The organism is Mucilaginibacter dorajii, assembly GCF_024808255.1.
In the GTDB taxonomy this organism is placed as follows: Bacteria; Bacteroidota; Bacteroidia; order Sphingobacteriales; family Sphingobacteriaceae; genus Mucilaginibacter; species Mucilaginibacter dorajii.
In genome coordinates, this window is sequence record NZ_JANTYS010000007.1 from 142720 (window position 1) to 168510 (window position 25791).

A 25791-nucleotide genomic window follows, 5' to 3' on the forward strand; every position below is an offset into this window, starting at 1 on the left:
TTGCAGGGGGATCAATAAAACTTTGCAAGGTTTATTTTTTGCACATTGGTTAATTATTAAATTTATAATATAGTCTACAAATAATATCACTGTGAACAAAAGTGAACAAAACACAACTGCATGAACAGATCGTTTATGTAGCTATTTATACTTAAAATGTTCTGTTGACATCAATTTCAAATTGCAGCCATTATATTCAAAAGCTATGTCTTAATCCATTTTGTTCTTCACACGCTGCTTATTATGTTTTATTAATAAATAAGCCCCACAATTTTTTACGGGATTTCTGCGGGAAAACCAACTTTTTTGAACGATAATTGTACTACCAACATCCAATTACCTATTTAAATGACCGTTACTGATATTGAGCTTTGCGAGCGTATGAAGCGCGGCGACATAGATGCTTACCGGCAAATCTATGATCGGTATCACAGCCAATTGTATTATTATGCTTTACGGTTTTTAAAAATGCCAGAGTTGGCAGAGGATGTTATTCATGATGTTTTTTTGAAACTATGGGAAATTCGGGAACAATTGAAGCCCGAATTTGGGATAGTGGGCTACCTTTACAAAATAAGCCGCAACCAGGTATTTAAGCTCATCAAAAAGATATCGACAGAAGCCGAACTACGCAGTAAAGTAATAGGTATTATTGAAGAGCAATGCATTGAGGCCGAAGCTAATCTGCAATGGAACGAGTACGCTCAATTACTGGGCGGCGCAATTGATCAGCTGCCCCCGCAATGCAAAAAGGTATTTAACCTATGCCGCCAGGAAGGTAAAACCTATGACGAAGCGGCCCAGATATTAGGGATATCAAAACATACTGTAAAAGAACACATGATGACCGCCATGAAAAACATTAAAAAGTATTTCAGGCAAAACGCCGATATTGTATTTAGCCTGCTGCTTATTGAGTTGTTGAAGTAGTTTTTATCCGTTTTAAGATGTTGTCAAATAGCCGGACGCTATGATCCTCTTCCTGCTGCTTATCACCATCCCACCAATCAAACAGTTGTTTTAAAGAGTTATGAAAAGCCGGGTTTTGCTTAAGCGCAAGGTCTAATTCGGCCAGTTCCTTTTCGGTGGCTTCATTGGCTAATTTACGGGTAACAAGCATCCAGAGGTGATCTTCCATACAATTCTACGTTTAGGCAAACAGCACCACCCGATATACAAAGTAACCCTAACCGGGCATTAATTATCAGGTAGCTTTGTTAATGAGACGCAGGCTTGGCGTAAAAGGTTGCATTTCTTTTTAATCTTTACTTAAAAAAATATTTTTCAGCCTCATTTATCCGTCGATAATTACAGATGAGTTAAGTAAAAACTTGTTTGTTTAAGGTATCGGTTCGTATTCAATCGACCCTTTAACGGCGCCAGAGCAAATTGAAGCTATAAATATCGTTCACCAAAAAAATATTTTCACCCCTACCCCCCCGACCTTTAAACTTTAGGATATATACAAACGATTATGAATCCTAAAGAGAAGTATCAGCGCCTGCTGAACAAATATTTATTGAATGAATGCACGCCCCGTGAGGCCGAAGAACTGTTTGATCATCTTAAAAAAGATGAAGCGGGACGCCTGTTATTAAAAAATTTACAGTCTGGTTTTAAGGAGGAAATTAATCAACCCAAATCTATCCATCCGGAAATAAGCCAACACGTATGGAAAAAATTGGAAGTAAACATTCAACAACAGCCTGTTGCCAAAGTTTATCCTTTCAAACGCTGGATCTCAATCGCCGCGGCGGCTATTATACTCATCACAGCAGGCTTATTCTTTTTTAAATCCCAACCGCACATTACTCCATTAGCATCCCGTAAGGAAAGATTTAAAAACGATGTTGCGCCGGGCAGCAATAAAGCTACACTTACCCTGGCCAACGGAGCCGTAATTGCGCTTAACCAGGCCAAAAACGGTTTGATCACCAAACAGGGCCAAACTATTATTAATAAGGTTAGCAATGGGTTGCTATCGTACAAAACCTTATCATCAGCAAATAATACCATTCAGTACAACACCATATCAACCCCAAAAGGTGGCGAATACCAGGTGATACTCCCCGATGGTACCGCGGTATGGTTAAACGCGGCATCGTCCTTAAAATTCCCTACAGCATTTACCGGCACCGAACGTGATGTAGAACTTACCGGCGAAGCCTATTTTGAGGTGGCTAAAAACAAAGCCATGCCTTTTAAAGTAACCGCCAACAACGTAAAAGTTGAGGTATTAGGCACACACTTTAATGTGAATGCCTATGACGATGAAAGCACTTTAAAAACCACCCTGCTTGAGGGCTCTGTTAAACTGAGCAGCGGTAATGAGCAAGTGATGCTAATTCCCGGGCAGCAAGGCAGCCTGGGCAGGCAAGGCGGCAATTTCCAGGTAGCCACCGTTGATACCGATGATGCTGTAGCATGGAAAAACGGCAATTTCAATTTTGCCAAAGAAGATATTCAAAGCATTTTAAGAAAGGTAGCCAAGTGGTACAATGTAGATATTGTATACCAGGAAAACGCGCCTAAAAAACAGATATGGGGTACGGTATCAAAATTTGAAAACGTATCTGAAGTGCTTAAAATGATAGAATTAACCGGAGTTGCTCACTTTGAGATTGAAGGAAGGAGGATCACTGTGATGAAATAGTTATACATACCTCCGGGGCCTTGCCCTGCTATAATCACAGTGCATAAAAAAATCCGAAAGTGGTTGCAACACTCCCGGATCATATACATGCCTGTTGGCAATAGCCTGGGTTGCCCATCATATAAATCTTTTTGACAAACCAATATTCTGTTATAAACCCAAACTATTCAAACATATGAATTTTTTTCCTCATTATTTATGCCGGAAACCAACCGGCATTTATACAAAGATCTTGTTAATAATGAAGCTCACTTTGGTTATCATGATAGGTTTTTTACTGCAGGTTAGCGCTAAAAGCTATGGCCAGCGGATAAGCCTGTCGCAAAAAAACATCTCGCTTGAAGAGGTCTTCAAAGAGATCCACAAACAAACCAAATTCAATATTCTTTGCGATGCCGAAATTTTACAGCAAACATCGGCCGTAAGTGTAAATTTAAGGAATGCCACCATTCAGGATGCCCTGAGCACTTGTTTTGCGGGCAAACGCCTAACCTATGTTATTGATGGCAATACGATAGTTGTTAAACGTAAAACGCAGGACGAAACAGCCGCAAAAGAAAGCCAGGCTATTTTGGTTACCGGTGTGGTAACCGATGAAAAGGGAGCGGCTTTGCCCGGCGTTACCGTTACCATCAAAGGAACCTACTCGGCCACCTCAACAGATGTTAATGGTAAGTATACCATATCGGTACCATCATCTGAGTCGGTATTAATTTTCACTTTCGTGGGGTTTGAAAACACCGAGATCCCAGTTGCCGCACAAACATCTATCAATGTAAAAATGAAGGAAGCCGGCAATTTCCTTAACGAAGTTGCGGTTGTGGGGTACGGCGTACAGAAAAAAGTAAGCCTTATTGGCGCGCAGTCCACAGTAAATGTAGAGGAGTTAAAACTACCAACCTCAAACATTACTTCGGCGTTGGCGGGCCGGATCTCAGGCGTAGTGGGCGTGCAACGTTCTGGCGAACCGGGTAAGGATTTGGCCGATATCTGGATCCGTGGCATTGCCACTTTTGGGGGAGGCTCATCAAATCCGTTGGTACTGGTTGATGGCGTTGAACGCAACATTAACTATATCGATCCACAGGATATTGCCTCATTTACTATTTTGAAAGATGCATCAAGCACCGCGGTATACGGTGTACGTGGTGCCAATGGCGTTGTACTGGTGCAAACCAAACGCGGTAAAGTAGGCAAACCACAAATATACCTTGATTATAATGAAGGCGTAACCACCTTTACCCGTCGCCCGCAACTGGCCGATGGCGTAACTTATTTGAACCTGGTAAATGAAGCGCTTACCACCCGCGGCCAGCAACCCAAATACACACAGGATTACATTACCAAAACTGCTAATAAATCAGACCCTTTATTATATCCGGATGTAAACTGGCTCGATGCTACCTTCAACAAATTAGGCTACAACAGGCGCGCAAATTTTAATGCCAGCGGCGGTGTAGATAATGCGCAGTACTACGTTTCAGTAGGTTATTATAATGAAGGTGGTTTTTTAAAAACAGATCAACTTGCACAATATAACTCTGATGTAACTTATACCCGATATAACTTCACTACCAACTTAAATCTTAAATTAAGTAGCACAACCAAGCTCGATTTAGGTGTTCAAGGCTATGCGGCACAATCAAACGGTCCGGCACTTTCAACCCAGGATATATTTGTTAACGCGTTGTCGGTTCCGCCGGTTGAGTACCCTATTTCATATCCGGGTGGTTTTATTCCGGGTAAATCTGCAAATGGAGGTTTCAGGAACCCTTATGCCGATTTAACCCGCCGTGGTTACAATACCGATTTTAACAACGCGGTACAAACCAACCTGCGCATTACCCAGGATTTAAAATTTATCACCAAAGGGTTAAGCGCTACTGCTATGTTTTCTTTTGATAACTATAGTGATCATAGCATAAACCGCTCAAAACGCGAGGACACTTATTTCCCCGACACCAATAATCCTTACAATGCCGATGGCACTTTAAACCTGGTACGTACCTACACCGGTAATGGCAATTACCTAAGCTATAGCCGAAACAACGGTGGCAGAAGGCAATCATATACCGAGGCCGCTATCAATTATGACAGAAGCTTTGGCAAACACCACATCACCGGTCTTGCACTTGGCAATGCCCAGGATGGTATAGATGCGTTTGCAGGCGATTTTACTTCATCAATACCTCACCGTTACCTGAGTTTAGCCGGCAGGGGTACTTACTCTTATGCCGACCGCTACTTTTTTGAAGCTAATTTTGGCTATAACGGATCAGAAAACTTTGACCCTAAAAGGCGCTATGGCTTTTTCCCTTCTTTTGGTGCAGGCTGGGTAGTATCAAACGAAAGCTTTTTTGAACCAATTAAAAACACGCTTAACTTCTTAAAATTCCGCTACTCTAATGGTTTTGTTGGTAGCGATGATTTGGGTTCGGGTCGCCGGTTTGGTTACCTGACTATCGTATCCGAATTAACTGATGTTAATAATGGTGGTTATAGCTTTGGTAAGGGTTTTGAAAACTCAAACGGCATTAACGTTACCGATTATGGTGTAAGCGTAAGCTGGGCAAAATCGCATAAGCAGGATCTGGGTATGGAGGTACGCACCCTTAACGATAACCTATCCATCATAGTCGATCTGTTTAAAGAGCACCGCACGGGTATCTTTTTACAAAGGCAATCAGTACCTGGCTTTGTAGGTTTGGTTAGCCAGCCAGAAGGTAACCTTGGCATAGCCAACAATAAAGGTATTGATGCCACACTTGAATATAACGCCCATTTTGGAAAAGTGAACGTTGGTTTCCGTGGTACCTTTACCTACAACAAAGCTGTTGTTGTTGAAGACGACCGCCCTACGCAAGCCTATCCATGGCTTGAACACCGCGGCCAGCCAATTTTGGCCCGCTACGGCTACCAGGCAGTGGGTTTATTTAAAGACCAGGCCGAAATTGATGCCAGCGCCGTACCGGGCGATAAATCAAAAGTATTGCCGGGTGATATTAAATATAAAGACCTTAACGGCGATGGCCTCATCAACGCTTATGACCAAACCAAAATTGGCAATGGCGATGTACCTTCAACCGTATATGGTTTTGGCGTAAACGTGGAGTATAAAGGATTTTACGTAGGCGCATTCTTCCAGGGTGTTGCCAATGCCGATATTGAATTAGGTGGTGCCGGTATTATTCCGTTTAACGGCGATGGCGGCGAAACCAACATATACAGTAACGCGGTTAACAGGTGGACGCCACAAAACCCAAGTCAGAATGTATTTTACCCAAGGTTAGCTTTTGGCGATAGCGAAAACTTCAACAACTCGCAAAACAGCTCATGGTGGGTTAAGGATGTAGGCTTTATCCGCCTGAAAACTGCCGAATTGGGTTATAACCTGCCTAATGACCTGTTTAGTAAATTCCATATCAAAGGATCGCGCATTTATTTGATAGGCTACAATTTACTCACTTTCAGCAGCTTTAAACTTTGGGACCCCGAGCTAAATACCGACCAGAACGGACGTGCCGATGGTGCCAAATACCCAAGTGTTAAAACCATTTCAATTGGCCTTAACCTGAAATTTTAACCAATAGCAAGACATAATCATGAAAAAGATATTTTTATTAGCAACAATATTGGTATTAACAACGGCCACCTCGTGTAAAAAGTACCTGGACCAGGTACCAAACGACAGGCTATCGTTAGATGAAACTTTTAATAGCCGTACCAGTGCCGAAAAGTTTTTGGCTAATGTTTACAGCTACATACCTGATGAGTTTGGTCAGCGGAACCCCGGTGGCTCCCGTAATGCCGGTTTATGGACAGGCGGATCAGACGAAGCCGATTACGACTGGAGCTTTGTACAATCAAATGATGTAAATATTGGTAACTGGGATGCAAACTCGGGCTTTGTATCTGATTACTGGACCAACTTTTATAAAGGCATCCGCTCTGCAAGTTTCTTTATAGCCAATGTAGACAAGGTACAGGACATGACCCCGCAGCTTAAAACCCAATACAAGGCCGAAGCACAGGCTATTCGTGCTATGTATTACTATTATTTGATGCGTATTTACGGGCCCGTTGTTCTGTTGGGGGATGGAGTGATAGCACCCGACGCCTCATTTGCCGACGTACAACTGCCACGCAGCTCGTTTGATGAGTGTACCAATTACGTGGCTGCCGAACTAAAAACAGCATCAGACCAATTACCTATAGTGCCATCAAACGATAGCAATTACGGCCGTATCACCAAAGGGATAGCACTTGCATTTAGGGCAATGGCTTTATTAATGGATGCAAGTCCGCTATACAACGGTAACGCAGATGAATCGGCATTAAAAAACACCGATGGCAAACAACTGATAAGCCAAACAGCTGATGTTAGCAAATGGAAAGCCGCTGCCGATGCTTATAAGGATTTCATCACCCAGTTTGTTCCCGGCACTTATGACCTGTTCCGCAAAAACGACGCATCGGGCAATTATGATCCATACCTGTCATGCCGCGATATCTGGTTGACAGATTGGAACAAGGAAGTGATCCTTGCACGTGCTAACAACTCATTAAGTTCCCGCCAGTACGAAATGACTCCGTACCATAATGGCTATGCGTCAGAAGTACGTGGCTCGGGTGGTTTGGGTGCAACTCAGAATATAGTTGACGCCTTTTTTATGGCAAACGGCAAAAGCATCGACGATGCAGGATCCGGCTATGTAAAAACCGGTAACTCAACCACCGACACCAAATACACCAAAGCGGGCATTTACAACCAATGGGTAAACCGCGAGCCTCGTTTTTATGTGGATATCACTTACAACGGCAGCACCTGGTTAGATACCAACACCGGCCAGATCACCACACAGCTTTATAACCATGGTAACTCTGGGAAAGCAACTGGCGGTAACGATTACTCGCCTACCGGCTACATTGTGCGTAAAATGATGGGCTTAGGTAACTGGAATGTTGGTGGCCGTACCTTAATGCTGTTACGCTTAGCCAATATTTACATGGATTATGTAGAGGCGCTTAATGAGGCAGCTCCAGGCGATCCCGATATCCTGAAATACCTTAACCTAATCCGCGATAGGGCCGGTGTACCTGTTTACGGTTCAGCAGATTTGCCTATCCCTGCCGGGCAGGATGCTATGCGTGTTGCCATACGCAAGGAACGCCGTGTTGAACTGGCCTTTGAAAACGTTCGTTTCTTTGACGTTCGCCGTTGGAAAATTGCCGAACAAACCGATAACGGCCCTATCTATGGCCTAAACATCAATGCCGATTTGCCCGACTTTTTAAACGTTGTTCCGTTTGAAACCAGGGTATTCAGCAAAAGACATTACTTTTTCCCTATCCCTCAAAAAGATGTGGATACCGATAAAAAGTTAGTTCAAAACCCAGGCTGGTAAACAGCCTTATCACAGTAGCAGTGGCAGGACTTTCCTGCTGCTGCTTATTTAAAATCCCCAGTACTACCCATGGGGCAATGTTTCATTTAAAAACATCTACTATGAAAAAGTCATCTTGTTTTTTAGTATTGAGTTTGTTTATCGCGTTTGTAAGCTGTGGCAAAAGTAGCAGCACTACCACCACTCCCGATAAAACATCGGTAGTAAAACCGGTTAACCAAAACTTTACTGCCGGCGATGCCGACCTGGCTTACACGGCTTTTAACAATTACTTTTACAACCCAACCGCCAAACTGTATTACAGCACCACCAAAAAAGACGGCGTGGCCGCCATATGGACCCAGGCTATTTACTGGGATATGGCCATGAATGTTTACCAGCGCACCAAAGCATCATCTCAATTAAATATGATAGGCGATATTTACCAGGGTAACTACAACCAGTACGATGGTTATAACTGGAACAATACAGCCGTTTGGTTTATTTATGACGATATGATGTGGTGGGTAATGGCGTTGGCCCGTGCCAACCAGGTTACCGGCAATGCCAATTATCTGCAGAAAGCCAAAGACGGTTTCGCGCATGTATGGGCGGGTTCATATGATCCGGTTAGTGGCGGGATGTTTTGGGATTTTCAACACAGTGGTAAAAACTCCTGCATCAACTACCCTACCGTTATAGCCGCTATGCGTTTGTACACTATAACCGGCGATACCAGTTATTTTAATAAAGCTAAATCAATTTATGCATGGAGCAAAACCAATTTAGCAGACGCATCGGGCAAAATCAATGATAATAAAATAGGCAATAACCCTCCGGGAGGTCAGGATTATACTTATAACTCGGGCACTGCCATAGGTGCGGCAATGGCTTTATATAAGGCTACCAATGATGCAACCTATTTAAACGATGCCAAGCTGTATGCCGATTATGTGAAAAACAACCTTTGCACCAGCAGCATTTTACCTGCCGAAGGTGATTTTAATGAGCAGGGCGTACTTAAGGCCATTTTCGCTCAATACATTATGCAGCTGATACAGGACGGAGGCCAAAGCCAGTATCTAACCTGGATACAAAACAATGTAAACACCGGCTGGATTAACAGGGATGCAACCCGCAACCTTACCTACCGTAATTATGCGGTTAGCTGCCCGACAGGCGACATACAATCGTACGAGGCCAGCAGCATAGTAACCTTTATGCAACTGTGCCCGCCATCAAACTAAAATACCCTACCTGTACCTATGATGAAGCTGGTCATTACCACAATGGCTGGCTTTTTTAAACACAAAAAGCCTCCCGAAATACCGGGAGGCTTTTATTATGCTGTTTTGCAGCGTTAACTCATCTTAGTATAAAGTGAACTCAACCCTACGGTTAGCCTGGCGGCCAGCTGCGGTTTTGTTGGTTGCAATTGGCTGTGTTTGACCATAACCCGTTGCCTCAATACGTGACGCGTTTGCACCTTTACTTACCAGGTAAGCTTTGATAGCTTCGGCACGGTCTTTTGATAAACGCATATTCAATTCACTTGAACCGGTATTATCAGTGTGACCCGCCAATTTAAGGCTGAAGTTTTTATCAACCAATAACTGGGCAACCCTGTCAAGACTTGGTAATGAGTGGTCGCGGATGGTTGATTTACCTAAATCAAACTCCAGGTTTTTGATAGCGTCTTTAACAACTTTCTTGTCTTCCTCGGTTACATAAATAACTGGTTTAGCAAGCGGACAGCCAGAACCATCTACCTTAGTACCGGCAGGAGTGTTAGGGCATTTGTCGTTTACATCCACAACGCCATCGCCGTCGCTATCAGTTGTTAATTTAGCAAGGTTTGCGTTAGTAGTGTTCAGGTCATTTCTTAATTGGTCGTTTTTAGCTTTTTCTGCATCAATTTCTCTTTGCAAAGCAGTTTTTGTTTGTTCGTTTTCCCACAGGTATTCAGTACGCATAGATGCTACCGGGTTATGTGTTGCCATTTGTGGCTTTTTGCTGCTACCCAGGGCGAACTCTAAACCAATGTGAGCATAAGAAAACCTGTCGTTAGATGTTCCGTATTTGTACCCGTCGAAATTATCGGAGTTAACAAAGTTAACCTGGTAACCTAAATCGAGGTTGATACCCGGAGCAAGATCGAATTTTAACCCTAATCCAACCGGAATAAATACTTCATTGATTGATCCGTTACCTGTAGTTTTGTAATTTGAGGTTTGGCCGGCTGCATTAGTTATTTTGGGTGTATAGTTCATAGTACCAGCACCCAAAGTTAAATACGGCTGAATAAACGGTTTTTCATGGCGCCAGTTAATGTTGGCCAATGTAATGTTGGCGCTTAAGCTTGCCGACCAGTTAATATTGGTTTCGTAATTAGTGTAAGGTGCTACACCTAAATTGTCGGGCTGGCTTGTTGTACCTTTAACCTTACCACGCAGGAAATCGGCCTGTAAACCAAATGATGGCAATATTTGCTTTTTAATGTAAGCGCCATAGCCTATTGCTTCTTGCGGATGGCTAAAGTCCTGCCTGTTGTTACTTCCAAAAATGGTGAACGGGGTTAATAAACCACCATTTACACCTACTGACCAGGTGCGCAACTGACCACCACCAGAAAATGGTTTTACATAGTCTTTTGCTGCTGCCGAGGTATCAGGAGTTTGAGCGAATAATTTACTGCCTACCATTAATCCGCTAAGGAGCATGGTGGCTTTTTTTAAATTTGTTTTCATATTATTATTTAATTATTAGTTTACTTTTCAGTAAACCATAACCGTAGTTTGCAATACTGATGCCCTTATATCACTTTTAAGAGCTATTAGCTATATTGGCACTATAACTCACATCGTTTCAAACATTTGAACAAAATCATTGAAACCAGATCGACTTTTTGCATAAACTGGTCAATGGGTCAAAAACAGTACAATTATGTATGTCCTTTAATACTAAAAGTTATTTTTTACCACCATTACTTATTAAACCATTAGGCAACTTATTGACACTATCAACGTATACAACTCACATATATAAACCTTCTGTATCCCGGAGTCTTCTTTGGTTAACAGCAATAAATAAAATACGTTAAATGTTCAGGTGGTATCATAGCTATAAAGCCATTATTTGCATTGTACTTTTGGGTTGCATCATAATACCCTTTAGTGGCTATGCTCAAAATGAAAGCCTTAAGTTTTTGCATGTAGGCACTGCCGAGGGTTTATCTCAAATTAACGTAAACTGCATTTTTCAGGACAGCCGGGGTTTTATGTGGATAGCCACCCGTAACGGCTTAAACCGGTATGATGGCTATAAATTTACCACCTTCCGCTACGATTCAAAGGACAGTACATCCTTAAGCAACAACACGGTAACCGATATTGTGGAAGATACCAATGGCAACATATGGCTGGCAACCCAAGGTGGCCTAAACATGTACCAGCGTAACACAGAACAATTTATAAGGCATTTTCATGACGATAATGATCCAAAAAGCCTTGTCAACAATATTATAAACCGGTTGCTTTTTGAAAACGGTTACCTATGGGTGGCTACCCAAAACGGTGGCCTTGACCGTTACGATATTAAGCACAACACCTTTGAACACCACCCTCATTCAGATACCGATCCAAATAGCTTAAGTGATAACATTGCCCGTACCGTTTATCGCGACGCTCAGCATAACTTATGGGTAGGCACCGGCAATGGGGGCCTAAACTTATACAACCGCAAAACAAACACGTTCACTCATTTTCCCTTTTACGATGCAGTAACAAAAAACTTATCGGGCAAAAACATAGTCAGCATTTTTGAAGACAACTCCAAAAGGCTATGGGTAGGCAGCCAGGCCGATGGTTTGTTTTTGTTTGACAGGGATACCAAAACATTTAAACAATTTTTACATGATAAAAACGGTACTAATAGTATATCGGCCAATACTATTTATGCATTAAATGACGACGACGAAGGCAATCTGTGGATAGGAACCGAAAACGGCGGGCTATGTGTACTCAATAAACATACAGGAAAATTCAGCGTGTACGAGCACGACGAGATAGATAACAACAGCATTAACGGTAACTCGGTATATGGTATCTGTCGCGACCGGTATGGTAACATGTGGGTTGGCGCCTTTGGCGGGGGCATTAATTTATATAAAAAATCGACCGCCAGTTTTGCCCTTTACCGCCATAACAGTCATCCCGAAAGTTTGAGCAATAACTATGTTCTTGATCTTGCCGAGGATAAAGACCACCATATATGGATAGGAACAGACGGAGGCGGGCTCAACAAATTTGATCCTGTAAATAAAACTTTTATAAGTTACAAGCAACAGCCCGATGGAAAAAACGGCATCACCGGTAATTATGTACTCACTGTAAAACCTCACCCAGATGGCAAATTATGGATAGGCACCTGGGGCGATGGCTTGAGTATTCTTGATCCCAAAACCCATATTTTCACCAACTATAAACATGACCCTGCCAAACCAAACGGCATTGCCGGCAATAACATTTATTACATCTTACACACCAGCGATAACAAGACGTGGCTTGGTGCCTTCAACGATGGCCTGGATTGTTACAACCCCGATACCAAAGTATTTACACATTACAGGTTCAACGCAAACAATCCTAAAAGCATCAGTAGCGACAGAACCTACGTAATATACGAAGACAGGAAGAAGAACTTATGGCTTGGCACATCAGACGGGGGCCTTAATCTTTTTGAACCTAAAACCGGCACATTCAAACGCTTTATGCACGATGAAAAAACAAACAGCATCAGCAACAACGGTGTAACCGATATCTATGAAGACCATGCCGGCAAGCTTTGGATAGCTACCCTATCCGGGTTGGATATTTTTGATCCCGCCACCGGACACTTTACAGTGTTTACAAAAAAAGAGGGCCTGCCAAGCGATATTATTTATGCCATAAGGGAGGACAGCCATGGAAAACTATGGATCAGCAGCAACGGGGGCCTCTCAAAATTCGACCCGGTTAATCAATCCTTTTACAATTACACTATTGAAGACGGCTTACAGGGCGATGAGTACAAGCCCCATTCGGCCCTGAAAACCGACGATAAAAAGATCTATTTTGGCGGCATTAACGGTTTTAATGTTTTTGATCCCGATAAGGTATTGAAACAGGATGGTTTCGCCCCATTGGTTATTACCTCCTTTCAGTTGTTTAATAAATCGTTGACCATTGCAACAGGCCCCAATGATCCGTCGCCATTAAAAAAAGACATAACCGATACACGTAACCTTACGCTATCCTACAAACAATCTGTCTTTTCCTTTGAATTTGCGGCACTTGATTACGCTTCAGTCGACAGGAAACAATACGCTTACTATTTAGAGGGTTTTGATACAGAATGGAATTACATTGGCAGTCATAACTCCGCTTCGTATACCAATTTATCACCCGGCACTTATCATGTTAAGCTAAAATACAGAAATAGTCAGGGCTTATGGTCGCCGGTGGCTACGCCGCTAACCATTACCATTATTCCGCCATTTTGGTTAACCTGGTGGTTTGAGGTATTGGCAGTTTTGGCATTTGTTGGCGCTATTTATGGTTTATTTAAATACAGGATGCGCACTGTTAGGCGACAAAAGGAAAATTTGGAAAAACTGGTGCAGGAACGTACCGAAAGTATTACCCAACTTACTATAGAAGAAAGAAGATCGCGCGAAGCGGCCGAGAAAGCGCGCGAGGAAGCGGAAAATGCCAACAAGGCCAAAAGTATATTCCTGGCCACCATGAGTCATGAGATACGCACCCCTATGAACGGTGTTATTGGGATGGCCACCCTTTTAACCAATACCGACCTCACCGCCGAACAGGCAGAGTATACCGAAACCATCAAACAGTCTGGCGATGCTCTTTTAACGGTGATTAACGACATACTCGATTTCTCGAAAATAGAATCAGGTAATATGGAACTGGAAGAACATGATTTTAATATCAGGGATTGCGTTGAAGGCGTATTGGATCTTTTTGCCGATAAAGCCTCGCAGCTCAAGATCGATCTTATTTACCAGATAGAGCCTGAAGTGCCGGAGCATATCATTGCCGATTCGATGCGTTTAAGGCAGGTATTAATAAACCTGGTGGGTAATGCTATTAAGTTTACCAGTGAAGGCGAGATTTTTATTGGTATAAATGAAACATCCGCCAACGATGACGGGCTTGAACTTTCATTTACCGTACGCGATACCGGCATCGGCATCCCCGACGATAAATTATCGCGCCTGTTTAAAGCATTTTCGCAGGTTGACTCCAGTACAACCCGTAAGTATGGAGGAACCGGCCTTGGTTTGGTGATCAGTGAAAAACTCATTCATTTAATGGGCGGCGAGATTAGCATCAAAAGCGAATTAGGTACAGGCACAACTTTCAGCTTCAATATTAAAACCAGGGCTGGCATTAAAACTACGCCTGTGTACGCTAACCCGGATGTTAGCGGTCTTCAAAAGAAACAAATTCTTGTTGTTGACGATAATGCTACCAACCGCAACATTATGGAAACATTGCTAAAACACTGGAAGTTTACGCCTTTAATAGCAAAATCGGGCACCGAAGCGTTGGCTATGTTAACGGGTGACAACCAAATAGAATTAGTTATAACTGATATGCATATGCCCGGCATGGATGGTGCCGAACTGGCCCGTAAAATAAAAGCCGACCATCCTGGTATTCCTATGATCTTACTCAGCTCGGTAGATAAGCAAAGCAAACGCGAGGTAAATTTGTTTAATGTGGTACTAACCAAGCCGGCCAAACATAACCTGCTGCTGAAACATATCATCGATCTGTTAAAGAACGAAAGCAAAAATGCTATAGATCAAAAAACTAAGATAAGCCACCTATCAACAGAACTGGGTGTACAATATCCCATGAGTATTTTGATTGCCGAAGACAACCTTATCAATCAAAAAGTAGCCCGGCAAATCCTTCAGAAAATGGGCTACCAGGCCGATATTGCTGTTAACGGCATTGAAGCGCTGGAAGCGGTAACGGCAAAACAATACGATATTATACTAATGGATGTGCAAATGCCCGAGATGGACGGACTGGAAGCCACGCGGCAGATCAGGAAAAACTTATCCATACAACCTGTTATAGTGGCCATGACTGCCAACGCCATGGTTGAAGACAAAGAAGCCTGCCTGCAGGCCGGCATGAACGATTACCTGAGCAAACCCATGAAAATTGCCGAAATTGTAGCTGTGTTGGAAAAATATGGCAAACTGGTGAAAGAGCAGACAAATCCATAACAAAGAGCAGCACATTATCTAAAGGTTATCTTTCCGTTAAATCATCATCTTCAGTAATTTACCAAAGTAATTCCTTGATAATTTCGGCAAAAAAACATGAAAATTTTATTGCGCTGCTTGGTAGTTGTTTCCTTTTTGTCGGTCATCAATTGCGGGTATGCCCAAAATCCGTCTCTAAAATTCAACGGTGGTAAACGGGTGGTTATCATCATGTTTGATGGTTTCGGCATGAGTTATTTTAAAAACTCGCCCATGCCCTACCTGAAATCGATGATTGAGAAAGGCTTTTTTAAGCAGGTAAGCGCGCTAATGCCAACGGTAACCAATGCTAATAATACATCCATATGTACCAGCACCTTTCCCCAGGTTAATGGCATAAGCGGCAATTTCTTTTTAAACGATCAGGGGCAGGAAGAGTTTATGGAAGACAAGCACCTGGTACTTGCCCCTACCATTTTTCAAAAACTTAAAAAATATGGCGTAAAATCGGCACTGATATCAAGCAAAAAGAAAAGTACCACCCTGCTTTGCGAAGGCACCGATATGGTGGTATCGCCAGAAACCGCGGATACTTCATGGACCAACCATCTTGGTATGCCCGCCAACATCTATAGTGCCGAGATCAATTACTGGTCGATGAAGGCGGGGATTTACCTGCTTAAAAACCGCAGGGATATTGGCTGTATTTATATTCATACTACAGACTACCCCATGCATACCTGGGCACCAACCGACAGCAATTCTATCAATCATTTAAAAAATATCGACAACTACATCCGGCAGATTAGCGAGGCAGCACCCGATGCAACCATATTGATCACCGCCGATCATGACGTAAACCATAAAAGCCGTTGTATAGACCTTCAGAAGGCTTTAAAATTGCAAAATATAAATATAAAACTGGCGCTGAGCCCAGAGAAGGATAAATACATTAAACATCACCGGGGATTTGGTGGTGCATCATATGTGTATCTAAACAACCCCGCTGACGTAACCATGGTTAAAGCAGCCTTACACAAGATACAAGGCATAGAAAATATACTGACACGAGCAGAAGCTGCTAAAAAATATCACTTACCAGCAAACCGCATAGGCGACCTCATAGTTTTAGGCGATTCCACCACCGTTTTTGGTGACCTTGAAAATGAAGCTGTAGAGCTGTTACCTGATACTTACCGCAGCCATGGTTCTGTTTATGAAATCAATGTTCCTTTGATCATCCTTAACGCGCCAAAACATCCGCCTGCATCTTTTTTTAATTATAATAAAGACCTGGCGGCATGGTTAATGGATAAGAAATACTGGTAATCAATAAAAACTAAAAAATAGCTTATCTTTTGTCCCATATTGGTCTTGCTCATCGTCATGCTTGTACAGACCGATAAATCATTAAAAAAACAACCTTATGGCCTTTCCAAGCATTTTCTCGGCACCGGTTGCTGATGACGTAATTAAAAGAATCAACACGCTTACCTCCGAAACCAAACCCCTATGGGGTAAAATGACTGTAGCGCAAATGCTTGCGCATTGTAACGTGAGTTATGAGCTGGCATATGAGGATAAACACCCTAAGCCTAATGGCTTTATGAAGTTAATCCTTAAACTGCTGGTAAAAAACAAGGTAGTAAGCGAGACTCCTTACGGACACAATAACCCAACAGCCCCCGCATTTTTGATGACCACCGAAAAAGACTTCGAGATAGAAAAAAGCAGGCTGATTGCCTATATCCAAAAAACACAGCAATTAGGCGAAAAGGAGTTTGACGGGCGGATGTCACATTCTTTTGGCCCTTTGACCATTACAGAGTGGAACAATATGTTTTATAAACACCTTGACCATCACCTTACACAGTTTGGGAGTTAGCAGACGTGGAACCACTTCCATAGAAATCAACAAGCTTAAATCCTGTTAAGTTTCTGTTTACAAGCAACCTCTTTAACTCTACATTCGTTTTCTTATAAAACCCTCCTGATAAACACGAGGTTATTATATCAATATTAAAACACATCTGTATGAAAAAGACCATGTTTCCCTTGTTGCTTTTGTTTGTTGTCAGCATTTCGGCACTTGCTTTAACACTCAACACCTATAAAGTAAAAAGCCCCTATGAAGTTAAATTTTCGGGCGGCCGTATTAACGGTGTTTTTGAAGATCTGAAAGCGAATATCCAGTTTGATAAAGAAAACCCTGAAGCATCAAAAATTTCGGCAACTATAGTTGTTGAAAGCATTGCCACCGGTTTCTTTATCAAAAACAATCACGCTAAAGATGCCCTTGATGCCGATAAATATCCAACCATATCATTTGTATCTACCAACGTTACCAAAAGCGGCAGCGCTTACCAGGCAGCAGGTAAACTTACCATGAAGGGTGTTACCAAGCCTGTTACCATCCATTTTACGTTTGATGATAAAGGAGCCGAAGGCGTTTTTAAAGGCGACTTTAAAGTAATACCCAAAGAGTTTGGCATTACCCGCAATGGCTCGCCGGATGAGCTTACCATTAGCCTTACTGTACCTGTTACAAAAGCTTAACAGAAAGTATTCCAATAAAAAGGGCTGGCAATTATATAATTGCCAGCCCTTTTTATTGGATCGGGATTTAGTTGATCTATAAACCAAACCCGTAAGCCAGGCGTAAGGCTACAACACCAGAGTGATAATCTTTCATATAAAAATCCTCGTAGCGTACACCAAGATCCCAGTGTTTATCGGCATAACCTATACCACCAGCCAAATCTCGCCTGTGGAAGGGCGCCCAGCCTTGATTACCTTCTAATTTTTCCCAGGCCAAACCGCCTTCGGCAGCTACATAAAAGTTAGGGATAACAAACTCTTTAACGCCTATTTTAAGCGGGATTTCGCCATAGCTTCCGTACTTTTTGTTGGTAAGCGGGTCTGTTTTAGGGAAAAAATGATAACCGCCCGCGGCAAAAGTTACCGCGAAGTTATTGGTAACGCCATATTGGAATTTGCCAGAGGCACCCAGCACAAAATTTGCACCCAGGCGGGCTACGCCTGTAGGGACGCCGGTCTCGGCACCCAGGCTGAAGGTAAATTTATTGGCAGCTACCGTTTGTGCCTTTACGTTGGTTGAAAAAAATATAGCAGAAGCAGCGAATGAAACGGCTATTAATTTTGATAAAATTTTCATTTGGAGTGGTTTTTAGTAAATAATCATTACCTGTATTACTGTAACTTTTACCAATACGTTGCCTGAGTGTTCAATTTTTGTAACGGCACGCACTTTTTAGCTCCTCCAAAAGTGTTGCGTTGCGCAACAAGTGAAACAGCGAAAAACAATACCATCCTAACAATCAACACATTAATGAATTGTCATATTTTACAAACCGCAACAAAACCGCAACAGCAACAGCCAGAAACGCCCCAATAACTATCTTAATTCTTGACTCTTGATTTCTGACTCTTTCCTCCCTACTGTTTACATCAATTAAAAATTAACATCACAATAAGCTAATGATTTGGCAACATTGAAGCGGTACTTTTGGGTAAACAAAAAAATTATCGATGCGAACAGCAATTTTTTGCCCGAAGCACCTTAAATTCTTGTTATCCCTCTTACTACTGATCATTCTCGGTTACAACGCTTACCCCCAAAATTTAACGCTCACCAGCGGCTTCGCCCATAACGATTACTGGCATAAAAGACCATTGTATGATGCCCTTGACAATGGCTTTACCCACATTGAGGCAGATATTTATTTAAGGGGCAATAAATTGATAGTAGCCCACATCTTCCCCATATTTAAAAAACAGCATACTTTAGAAAAACTGTATTTCAATCCGCTATTGGAGTGCATTAACGGCACCAACAAGGAGATCAAATGCCCCCAATACCCGCTTACGCTGATGATTGACATTAAATCAGACGCGGATAAAACCTACCAGGCGCTGGAAGTATTACTGGATAAATACAAATCTATCTTATCCGGCTATGATGATGGTGTTTATACTCAGCGACAGGTAACCGTAGTAATAACCGGCCATAAACCGTATGAACTGATCAGGGCGCAAAAAAACAGGCTGGCCTTTATTGATGAGGATTTGATGCAGGTTAAACAGGATACCCTTTCAAAAAACCTGTATCAAACCGCAAGCTGCAAATACTCGCACCTGCTAAAATGGGATGGCAAAGGCAGTTTTTCGCCGTTTGAAAGGCAGCGGCTGCGTACCTATGTGATGATGGCACATCGCTTTGGCAAAAAAGTACGACTTTGGGCATCGCCGGAAAATGAAACCGTATGGCGCGAGCTGCTGAACTGCGGGGTGGACCTTATTAATACCGATAAACTTGTCGAACTTAAAAACTTTTTGCAAGCCGGCCCAAAAAGCTATGCCAAAGTGGATTAACTGTCATTTGTTAACAAATATCCCGCCCAAAACCTCCGCTTAATAATTTGATAATACTGGCTTCGCTTTATCTAAAAGTTGCTCGTTTACTTTTAACAAAATATTAATTAAGCGATAGCAAGCCGGTATATTTTAAACAAAGAAAAATAAATTATCTAAGTCTTGAATTTATTGCACACTCCTAATTGAAAATGGAAAAAATGAAGAAAATATTATTCATTACAGGTTCAATTAACCAAACCACGCAAATGCACCAGATAGCCAACGCGCTACCTGAATTTGATTGCTGGTTTAGCCAGCTTTTTACCGATAATAAACCACTCAACTATATACTAAACAACACCCCGCTATTTAACGGCACCGTGCTTTCCAGGAAATTCAGGCTAAAATCCGAACGTTACCTTAACCAGCATGGCCTGCAAATTGATTTCGGCGCAAAAAAAAACCAGTACGACCTGGTAGTTTATTGTACCGATATGATTATCCCCAAAAGGATGCGCCAGTGCAAAACTATTTGGGTACAGGAAGGTATGGTTGACAGGTATACCACCTGGAGTAAAATAGTAAAAACCTTAAGGCTGCCATCTACCTTTTGCGGTAATACCTCGCTAAACGGGGCTGCCAACATTTGCGATGTTTATTGCGCGGCATCTGAGGGCTATAAGCAGCATTTCACAAGCAAAGGCACCCATCTTAGTAAGATAGTGGTTACGGGCATGCCCAACTATGATGATCAGCAGCAACATTTAAATAACGATTTTCCACACCATAATTACGTAATGGTGGCTACTACCGATATGCGGGAAACCTTCCGGATAGAAAACCGTGCAGCATTCATAAAAAAGGCGGTAAAAATTGCTGGCGGCCGCCAGTTGCTTTTTAAACTTCACCCCAACGAAAACTTTACACGGGCCGAAAAAGAGATCCGCAAATACGCGCCTGCCAGCGCGCTTGTTTATAAACAAGGCAATACCGCGCACATGATAGCCAATTGCTGCGAGCTCATCACCCAATATTCAACGGTAGTTTACACAGGCATAGCCCTGGGCAAAAAGGTACACTCCTGGTTTGATGTTAATGAGCTGATGCAGCTTGCCCCTGTTCAAAACGGAGGCACATCGGCAAAAACCATAGCTGCGCTTTGCCGCCGGTATTTAAACCATAAAGGCGGCAAAAAAAGTTTCGACCCACAAAGCGCCATGCACAGGCTAATGATAGGCGAATCGGAACTGGAGCTTAACGGCGAACTAATTGTAAACTGGTAAAACTAACACCATGACAGAAAAAATTGTAATTATAGTACAGGCCCGCATGGCATCAAGCCGTTTACCGGGCAAGGTAATGCTGCCTATATTGGGCAAAAGCCTGTTGGCACGCATGATAGAGCGCTTACAAATGATGCAGCACAAAGCAGATATCATTATTGCCACATCAGAAAACCAGGAAGATGATATTATTGTAAAAGAAGCTGTTAACCTGCAGGTACCTTATTACAGGGGCAGCTTAGGTAACCTGCTTGACAGGCATTACCAGGCGGCCAAATTGTTTAAGGCCGATGTGGTATTAAAGATCCCATCTGACTGCCCGCTGATTGACCCGCGCATTGTTGACCAGGTATTGGAGTACTTTTTTGCCAACCGCGGTAAATACGATTACGTGAGCAATCTGCACCCCGCAACCTGGCCGGATGGTAACGATGTAGAAGTGATGACCATGGCCTGCTTAAGGCAAGCCTGGGAAAATGCCGGCCGCCCGATGGAACTGGAGCATACCACTCCATACATATGGGAAAACCCTTTAATTTTTAGTGTAGGTAATGTAACCTGGAAAACCGGGCTGGATTATTCCATGTCGCACAGGTTTACTATTGATTATCCTGAAGATTACTACTTTATTGAAAAAGTATTTAAGGAATTATACCCGGTTTGCCATCAGTTTACCTGCCGCGACATTTTGAACCTGATAGAGCGCAAGCCCGAAATTTATCAGCTTAACTCGCAATATGCCGGTGTAAACTGGTACCGTCATCACCTGGATGAATTGCAAACCGTTTTGCCCGATCAAACCAAAAAAGCGCCAAACGAAGTATTACACCAAAATGAAGCCTAACCATGAATAATTTTAATGAGCATGAGCTTAGGGCTACGGCTTTAAATGTGAGAGAACATATTGTACGCATGTCAACAGATGGCGGCTGTTTTACCGGGGCTTCACTGTCGGCTGTCGACCTGATTGTTTACCTGTACAGCAGTTTTTTAAATGTTAATGCGGATAACCTGGCCGATCCAAACCGCGACTACCTTTTTCTATCCAAAGGGCACGATGTACCCGCTTTGTACGGCACATTTGCCGAGTTGGGCTTACTGGATAAAGCACGCCTGGGCAATCACTTATCGCTTAACGATCATATTTACTGGCACCCTAATACCCATATTCCGGGTATAGAATTTCATTCGGGTTCGCTTGGGCATTTACCTTCGGTAGCTATTGGCGTTGCTATGGATATTAAAATAAGCGGTGGCGGTAATAAAGTGGTTTGCATTTTAGGCGATGGCGAGCTGAACGAAGGTACCTGTTGGGAAGCTATGCTGGTAGCCAATGCCTATAAACTGGATAACCTGATTTTTGTGGTTGACAGGAACCATTTCCAGGCCAATGTACGCACCGAAGACCTAATTCCGCTGGAACCGCTTGCCGATAAATTTGCCGCCTTTGGCGCAGCCGTTAAACGCATTAACGGGCACAACTTTACTGCACTGCATGAAGCCTTTAGCGCTTACCCATTTGAACAAGGCAAAGTAAACGTAGTAATTGCCGATACCGTACGCGGTAAAGGTTTGCCAAGCATTGAGGAACGGGCCGACCGCTGGTTTTGCAATTTTAATGCAGATGAAGTTGAGCAGCTTTTGCTTGAACTGCACGGCGAACATCAAACCCTATTAACATCAGAAACTTTAGTGGTACGATAACATATGACTTACGAACAACTATTGACAGAAACGGCGCTTGCCAATGAACAGGTTATTGTAATGACTGCCGAAAACCGCGCGCTGGTACGTAACCTGCCCGGTATTTTAGGCAAACGCTTTATTGATACCGGCATTACCGAGCAAACCATGATAGGTGCTGCCGCGGGCCTTGCTTTGCGTGGCCGTATCCCCGTGGTGCACGCCCTGGCCGCGTTTTTAACCATGCGCGCCTTTGAATTTGTACGTACCGATTTAGGTATCCCCGGTTTACCGGCAAAACTGAGTGGCTTTATTCCCGGCTTATTATCTGATGGTAACGGCCCTACCCACCAGGCTATTGAGGATATAGCTATTATGCGCGGCATCCCCAATGTAACCGTATTTGCCCCTGCCGATGAGGACGACCTGGTAAAAATGCTGCCTCAAATCTGGCAATCGGCACAACCAGCTTATACCCGCATCAATACGCGTAAAACATGGTATGAGCACGCACCCTTTGTTTTAGGCAAAGCCGAAGTAATTGCCGAAGGTACCGATGTTACCATTTTAACTTACGGCCTATTGTTTGAGCAGGCATTAATAGCTGTTGAGATATTGCAAAGCGAAGGCTTATCTGTAGGTCTTATTAACATGCGCAGCCTTAAACCGGTTGATGAGCAGGCTATTTTAACGGCATCGGCACAAAGCAAACTGGTAGTTACTTTAGAAGATCATTTTGTAACCGGCGGCTTATACACTATTGTGGCCGAAGTATTATTAAAACACCAAACCACAGCCAGGGTATTGCCAATCGCCCTAAACAACAAATGGTTTAAGCCGGCTTTACTGCCCGATGTGCTACAGCATGAAGGCTTTACCGGCAAACAAATAGCCGAGCAGATATTGGGTTATAAAACCACCCACCATCAGCCGGAAATATTAACTCCCGAATTTTCAGAATAAATAACATTGATTATGGCTAACAAAATAGCACTCGATAACGATTTTCCTGTTATCACCGAATCAGACAAAATATACGCCCGCGCCCTACAGGTTCAAAAACCAGTTACCCAAACTTTGGCTAAAGGACCGGGGCAGTTTAGCAATGGCGTAGCACCAAAATATATTGTAAAAGGCAAAGGATCGCATGTGTGGGATGCGGATGGCAACGAGTATATCGACTTAAATTCGGCCATTGGCCCTATTTCTTTAGGCTATGCTTACCCTGCCGTTGATAACGCTATTCGCAGGCAGTTAGAAGATGGCATTACCTTTTCGCTGATGCACCCTTTAGAGGTTGAATTGGCCGAACTGGTGCAACAAGTTGTACCTAATGCCGAAGCCGTTAAGATCAGTAAAACCGGTGCCGACGTTTGTTCGGCAGCTGTACGTGTTGCCCGTGCTTTTACAGGCCGCGATAAAATATTTTGCTGTGGCTACCACGGCTGGCATGATTGGTATATCGGCATCACCAGCAGGAACGCGGGTGTGCCTGAGCCTATCCAGGACCTTACTTATACTTTTGAATACAACGATATTGAATCGGTAAAAGCCGCTTTAGACGAAACTGTGGCTGCCGTGATCCTGGAGCCTTTCATTTTTGAGGCGCCCAAACCCGGTTACCTGCAGCAACTGGCCGAAGTTTGTAAAGCCAACGGCACGCTGTTGATCTTCGATGAGATGTGGACGGGCTTCCGTGTAGCGGTTGGCGGCGCACAGGAGTATTTTGATGTAAAGGCAGATTTGGCTGTATTTTCAAAAGCCTGCGCCAACGGTATGCCAATAGCACTATTAACCGGCAGGGCCGATGTAATGGAGCTTTTCAACTCGGAAGTGTTTAGCTACACTACCTTTGGTGGCGAGGCTTTATCATTAGCCGCCTGTATAGCCACCATTAACGAGCTTAAAGATAAGAATGTACCGCAATACCTTGATGAGCATGGTGCCTTATTAAAAGACGGTTATAACCTGCTGGCTATTGAAACCGGTATGGATAAATACACCCGTTGCGTAGGTTATAACTGCCGCAGCATGGTAACCTTTACGCCCGATGCAGGCAACGCTTTAGAGGTTAAAACACTGATGCAGCAGGAAATGATTAAACGCGGTGTGCTTTGGGCCGGTTTCCACAACATGTGCTACAGCCATGGTACCGAAGATATCAGCTACATCCTATCGGCTTATCGCGAGGTACTGCCATTGGTAAAAGAGGCCATTGAAAGCGGCGATGTTAAAAGTTATTTAAAAGGCGATGTGCTGGAGGCTGTTTTCCGTAAGGTGAGCAACTACAACATTAAACCTAAAAGCGTTATAGCCGGCTAATGAACAACCTGTTTTCGTTAAATCAAAAAACGGCAGTGGTGACCGGCGCGCTCGGTTTAATCGGCAAAAAACACTGCGAAGCATTAGCCGCGGCTGGTGCCAACGTAATTGTTGCCGATGTTAATGCCGATGAGGCAAAGCAATTTGCCCAAAGTTTAGGCGATAACCATTTAGGCCTGGGCGTTGATGTTACCAGCAAGCAATCATTAATTGACGCGCTTAACATTATCCTAAATAAATACGAAGCAATAGATGTGCTGGTGAATAACGCGGCCATCAATGATAAGTTTGAAGATCCGGCTATGGCTAAGGAGTTATCTGCTTTTGAAAACTATCCTTTGGATGCTTTTCAGCGGTCACTCAATGTAAATATCACCGGCGTGTTTTTATGCTCGCAAATATTGGGCACGCATATGGCTTTGCAGGGTAGTGGCAGCATTATCAACATTGCATCAACCTATGGCATGGTTGGGCCCGATCAAAGCATTTACCGCAACGCCCAGGGCGAACAAACTTTTTATAAATCAGCAGCTTACCCGGTTACCAAGGGGGCTATTATCAACTTTACCCGCTTTTTGGCGGCTTACTGGGGGCATACCGGCGTGCGGGTAAATACGTTATCGCCAGGGGGAGTAGAAAACGGACAAACCGAAGATTTTATAGGTAATTATTCAGCAAAAACTTTATTGGGCCGTATGGCCAAGGCATCTGATTATCAGGGCGCGCTTGTATTCCTGGCCAGCGAGGCATCGGCATACATGACCGGCGCAAACCTGGTGGTTGATGGCGGATGGACAGCAATTTAATTCACACAAC

Annotated in this window: 19 protein-coding genes; 16 read left to right on the forward strand and 3 right to left on the reverse strand. The window is 43.2% G+C overall.

Annotated elements, in window-relative coordinates; translation table 11 throughout:
* Positions 1 to 348: 348 nt before the first annotated feature.
* A complete protein-coding gene (locus FHS10_RS11450; protein ID WP_259090581.1) occupies positions 349 to 930 on the forward strand; it encodes an RNA polymerase sigma factor in 582 nt (193 codons plus the stop codon).
* On the opposite strand, the gene FHS10_RS11455 is transcribed toward FHS10_RS11450, so the two are convergent.
* Positions 911 to 1138 carry a hypothetical protein gene (locus FHS10_RS11455; RefSeq protein ID WP_259090582.1) on the reverse strand — a complete coding sequence of 76 codons (228 nt, stop codon included), beginning with the start codon at positions 1136 to 1138 and terminating at the stop codon, positions 911 to 913. The genes FHS10_RS11450 and FHS10_RS11455 overlap by 20 nt on opposite strands.
* Positions 1139 to 1474: 336 nt before the next feature.
* On the opposite strand from FHS10_RS11455, the gene FHS10_RS11460 reads away from it, so the two are divergent.
* The 4 genes from FHS10_RS11460 (at position 1475) to FHS10_RS11475 (ending at position 9284) form a co-directional block, all read left to right on the forward strand.
* Complete coding sequence (locus tag FHS10_RS11460; RefSeq protein ID WP_259090583.1) at positions 1475 to 2653, forward strand: FecR family protein; 1179 nt, start codon at positions 1475 to 1477, stop codon at positions 2651 to 2653.
* Positions 2654 to 2894: 241 nt separating this feature from the next.
* Positions 2895 to 6236 carry a TonB-dependent receptor gene (locus FHS10_RS11465; RefSeq protein WP_259090584.1) on the forward strand — a complete coding sequence of 1114 codons (3342 nt, stop codon included), beginning with the start codon at positions 2895 to 2897 and terminating at the stop codon, positions 6234 to 6236.
* Positions 6237 to 6255: 19 nt separating this feature from the next.
* Complete coding sequence (locus FHS10_RS11470) at positions 6256 to 8058, forward strand: RagB/SusD family nutrient uptake outer membrane protein (RefSeq protein WP_259090585.1); 1803 nt, start codon at positions 6256 to 6258, stop codon at positions 8056 to 8058.
* A 101-nt stretch (positions 8059 to 8159) separates the two neighbouring features.
* Complete coding sequence (locus tag FHS10_RS11475) at positions 8160 to 9284, forward strand: glycoside hydrolase family 76 protein (RefSeq protein WP_259090586.1); 1125 nt, start codon at positions 8160 to 8162, stop codon at positions 9282 to 9284.
* Positions 9285 to 9407: 123 nt separating this feature from the next.
* Here the strand turns inward: FHS10_RS11475 and FHS10_RS11480 are convergent, their stop codons facing one another.
* Complete coding sequence (locus tag FHS10_RS11480; protein WP_259090587.1) at positions 9408 to 10784, reverse strand: OmpA family protein; 1377 nt, start codon at positions 10782 to 10784, stop codon at positions 9408 to 9410.
* Positions 10785 to 11137: 353 nt separating this feature from the next.
* Between FHS10_RS11480 and FHS10_RS11485 the strand changes: the two genes are divergently transcribed.
* The 4 genes from FHS10_RS11485 to FHS10_RS11500 all read left to right on the forward strand — a co-directional run bounded on the left by FHS10_RS11485 (position 11138) and on the right by FHS10_RS11500 (position 17869).
* The gene (locus tag FHS10_RS11485; protein ID WP_259090588.1) at positions 11138 to 15334 is read left to right on the forward strand and encodes a hybrid sensor histidine kinase/response regulator; all 4197 of its coding nucleotides are present in this window, start codon (positions 11138 to 11140) and stop codon (positions 15332 to 15334) included.
* Between the two features lie 96 nt (positions 15335 to 15430).
* Positions 15431 to 16642 (forward strand): alkaline phosphatase family protein, encoded by a 1212-nt coding sequence (locus FHS10_RS11490; RefSeq protein ID WP_259090589.1) that lies wholly within the window; start codon positions 15431 to 15433, stop codon positions 16640 to 16642.
* Between the two features lie 97 nt (positions 16643 to 16739).
* Positions 16740 to 17198 carry a DUF1569 domain-containing protein gene (locus FHS10_RS11495; RefSeq protein WP_259090590.1) on the forward strand — a complete coding sequence of 153 codons (459 nt, stop codon included), beginning with the start codon at positions 16740 to 16742 and terminating at the stop codon, positions 17196 to 17198.
* Between the two features lie 149 nt (positions 17199 to 17347).
* Positions 17348 to 17869 (forward strand): YceI family protein, encoded by a 522-nt coding sequence (locus FHS10_RS11500; protein ID WP_259090592.1) that lies wholly within the window; start codon positions 17348 to 17350, stop codon positions 17867 to 17869.
* 76 nt (positions 17870 to 17945) lie between these two features.
* Here the strand turns inward: FHS10_RS11500 and FHS10_RS11505 are convergent, their stop codons facing one another.
* Positions 17946 to 18488 (reverse strand): hypothetical protein, encoded by a 543-nt coding sequence (locus FHS10_RS11505; RefSeq protein ID WP_259090593.1) that lies wholly within the window; start codon positions 18486 to 18488, stop codon positions 17946 to 17948.
* 374 nt (positions 18489 to 18862) lie between these two features.
* Here FHS10_RS11505 and FHS10_RS11510 point away from each other — a divergent pair, with 374 nt between their 5' ends.
* The 7 genes from FHS10_RS11510 (at position 18863) to FHS10_RS11540 (ending at position 25781) form a co-directional block, all read left to right on the forward strand.
* Entirely contained in the window at positions 18863 to 19705 is an 843-nt protein-coding gene (locus FHS10_RS11510; protein WP_259090594.1) for a phosphatidylinositol-specific phospholipase C/glycerophosphodiester phosphodiesterase family protein, read from the forward strand.
* 200 nt (positions 19706 to 19905) lie between these two features.
* Complete coding sequence (locus tag FHS10_RS11515) at positions 19906 to 20970, forward strand: hypothetical protein (RefSeq protein WP_259090595.1); 1065 nt, start codon at positions 19906 to 19908, stop codon at positions 20968 to 20970.
* Positions 20971 to 20980: 10 nt separating this feature from the next.
* A complete protein-coding gene (locus FHS10_RS11520; RefSeq protein WP_259090597.1) occupies positions 20981 to 21814 on the forward strand; it encodes a cytidylyltransferase domain-containing protein in 834 nt (277 codons plus the stop codon).
* Positions 21815 to 21816: 2 nt separating this feature from the next.
* Positions 21817 to 22674, forward strand: a complete 858-nt coding sequence (locus FHS10_RS11525; protein ID WP_259090598.1) for a transketolase — start codon at positions 21817 to 21819, stop codon at positions 22672 to 22674.
* A gap of 3 nt (positions 22675 to 22677) precedes the next feature.
* Positions 22678 to 23616 carry a transketolase family protein gene (locus FHS10_RS11530; protein WP_259090600.1) on the forward strand — a complete coding sequence of 313 codons (939 nt, stop codon included), beginning with the start codon at positions 22678 to 22680 and terminating at the stop codon, positions 23614 to 23616.
* 12 nt (positions 23617 to 23628) lie between these two features.
* The gene (locus FHS10_RS11535; RefSeq protein WP_259090605.1) at positions 23629 to 24975 is read left to right on the forward strand and encodes an aminotransferase class III-fold pyridoxal phosphate-dependent enzyme; all 1347 of its coding nucleotides are present in this window, start codon (positions 23629 to 23631) and stop codon (positions 24973 to 24975) included.
* Entirely contained in the window at positions 24975 to 25781 is an 807-nt protein-coding gene (locus FHS10_RS11540) for an SDR family oxidoreductase (RefSeq protein WP_259090607.1), read from the forward strand. Before FHS10_RS11535 ends, FHS10_RS11540 begins: the two co-directional genes overlap by 1 nt.
* The last annotated feature ends 10 nt before the right edge of the window (positions 25782 to 25791 follow it).